2 protein-coding genes are annotated in these 2,083 nt (G+C 65.7%); one reads left to right on the forward strand and one right to left on the reverse strand.

Going from position 1 to position 2,083, the window contains the following annotated elements; translation table 11 throughout:
- Positions 1 to 34 precede the first annotated feature (34 nt).
- Positions 35 to 1,537, reverse strand: a complete 1,503-nt coding sequence (amaB, locus tag ACE039_RS28660; RefSeq protein ID WP_105557363.1) for an L-piperidine-6-carboxylate dehydrogenase — start codon at positions 1,535 to 1,537, stop codon at positions 35 to 37.
- Positions 1,538 to 1,732: 195 nt separating this feature from the next.
- Between amaB and ACE039_RS28665 the strand changes: the two genes are divergently transcribed.
- Positions 1,733 to 2,083: ATP-binding cassette domain-containing protein (locus ACE039_RS28665; protein WP_485824012.1), on the forward strand; the 351-nt coding region annotated here is incomplete at its 3' end.

A 2,083-nucleotide genomic window follows, 5' to 3' on the forward strand; every position in this document is an offset into this window, starting at 1 on the left:
GCGCGGGGCCTTGTGTTTCAAGCCTTTTGCGGGCTTATTCGCCGAACTTGATGCCCTGAGCCAGCGGCAGGTTGCGCGAATAGTTGATGGTGTTGGTCGCGCGGCGCATGTAGTTGCGCCAGGCGTCCGAACCCGATTCGCGGCCGCCGCCGGTTTCCTTTTCGCCGCCGAAGGCCCCGCCGATTTCGGCGCCGGACGTGCCGATGTTGACGTTGGCGATGCCGCAGTCCGAACCCGCGGCGGACAGGAAGGTTTCGGCTTCGCGCAGGTCATTGGTGAAGATCGCGGACGACAGGCCTTGCGGCACCCCGTTCTGCAGCGCCAGCGCATCGCCGAATTCCTGGTAGCGCATCACGTACAGGATGGGCGCGAAGGTCTCGTGGCAAACCACGTCGGTCTGGCCGGGCATTTCGGCGATCGCCGGGCGCACGTACCAGGCGTTCGGGTATTCGTCGGCCAGCACGCGTTCGCCGCCGGTGACCTTGCCGCCTTGCTCGCGCGCGGCCTTCAGGGCGTCTTGCATGGCGTCGAACGACACACGGTCGATCAGCGGCCCGACCAGGTTGCCGCTGTCCAGCGGGTTGCCGATCGGCGCGCTGGCGTAAGCCTTGTGCAGGCGCTGCACCAGCGCGTCGGCCACGCTTTCATGAACGATCAGCCGGCGCGTGGTGGTGCAGCGCTGGCCGGCAGTGCCGATGGCGCCGAATACGATGCCGCGCGCGGCCATGTCCAGGTCGGCCGTGGGGCCGACGATGATGGCGTTGTTGCCGCCCAGCTCCAGCAGCACGCGGCCGAAGCGTTGCGCCACGCGCGGGCCCACCTGGCGGCCCATGCGGGTCGAACCCGTGGCCGACACCAGCGCCACGGTGTGCGAATCCACCAGCGCTTCACCGACTTCGCGGCCACCGATCAGCACTTCGGACAGGCCGGCGGGCGCGTCACCGAAACGCTGCATGGCTTGCGCGAAAAGGGCTTGGCAGGCCAGGGCGGTCAACGGTGTTTTTTCGGACGGTTTCCAGACCACGGCGTTGCCGCAGACGATTGCCAGGGCCGCGTTCCACGACCACACGGCCACCGGGAAGTTGAAGGCGCTGATGACGCCGATGACACCCAGCGGATGCCACGTTTCCATCATGCGGTGGCCGGGGCGCTCGGAGGCGATGGTCAGGCCGTACAACTGGCGCGACAGACCCACGGCGAAATCGCAGATGTCGATCATTTCCTGCACTTCGCCTTCGCCTTCGGCCACGATCTTGCCCGCTTCCAGGCTGACCAGACGGCCCAGCGCCGTCTTGTTTTCGCGCAACGTTTCGCCCAGCAGACGGATGAGTTCCCCCCGGCGCGGCGCCGGCACGTCGCGCCAGGCCAGGCTGGCCTGGCGGGCGCGGGTGATGGCCGAATGGGCCTGTGCCACCGTATGTTCATGCACCTGGGCCAGTTCGGCGCCGTCGATCGGGCTGCGGGCGGTCAGCGTGCCGCCGGTAAGCGCGGCCGGATTCAGGCCGAGCGCGCGCAGGATGTCTTGGGGGGTGTCCATGCCGGTTCCTTGGATTGCCAGCGAAGCCCATGTCTTCGCTTAAGGGTTATGCCTAAGTGGCGATTCTGGAAAAAAATTTACTATACGAAACTCCAGCGTGAATTGCGAAACTTTTTTTCTTAACCGGCTTAAGCGCCGCTTCCCCCGGGGAGACCGCTCCGAGGCCCGTTTGGAAACCTCTTTCGGGGTGCATCAGTGGCAGACGCTTTACTTGATGTCCAAGCCGTCACCAAGACCTTCCAGCGGGAGGGCCAGCCGCCGCATCTGGCATTGGACGGTGTCGATTGCCAATTGAACCGGGGCGAGGTCATGGTGGTGGTCGGGCCGTCTGGCTCGGGAAAGAGCACCTTGCTGCGCACCCTGAATGGTCTGGAAAGCATCGACAGCGGCACGATCCGCGTGGACGGCGTGTCATTGACGGCCCCCGACACCGACGTCAACCGCTGGCGCACTGAAGTCGGCATGGTGTTCCAGCACTTCAACCTGTTCCAACACCGTACTGCGCTGGACAACGTCGCGCTACCCCAACGGGTCGTCCGCGGCCCC

Source organism: Achromobacter maghribensis (assembly GCF_057334215.1).

Excerpts from the sequence above, each read along its gene's own strand:
- amaB (WP_105557363.1), bottom strand. The coding sequence starts at position 1,537 with ATGGACACCCCCCAAGACATCCTGCGCGCGCTCGGCCTGAATCCGGCC.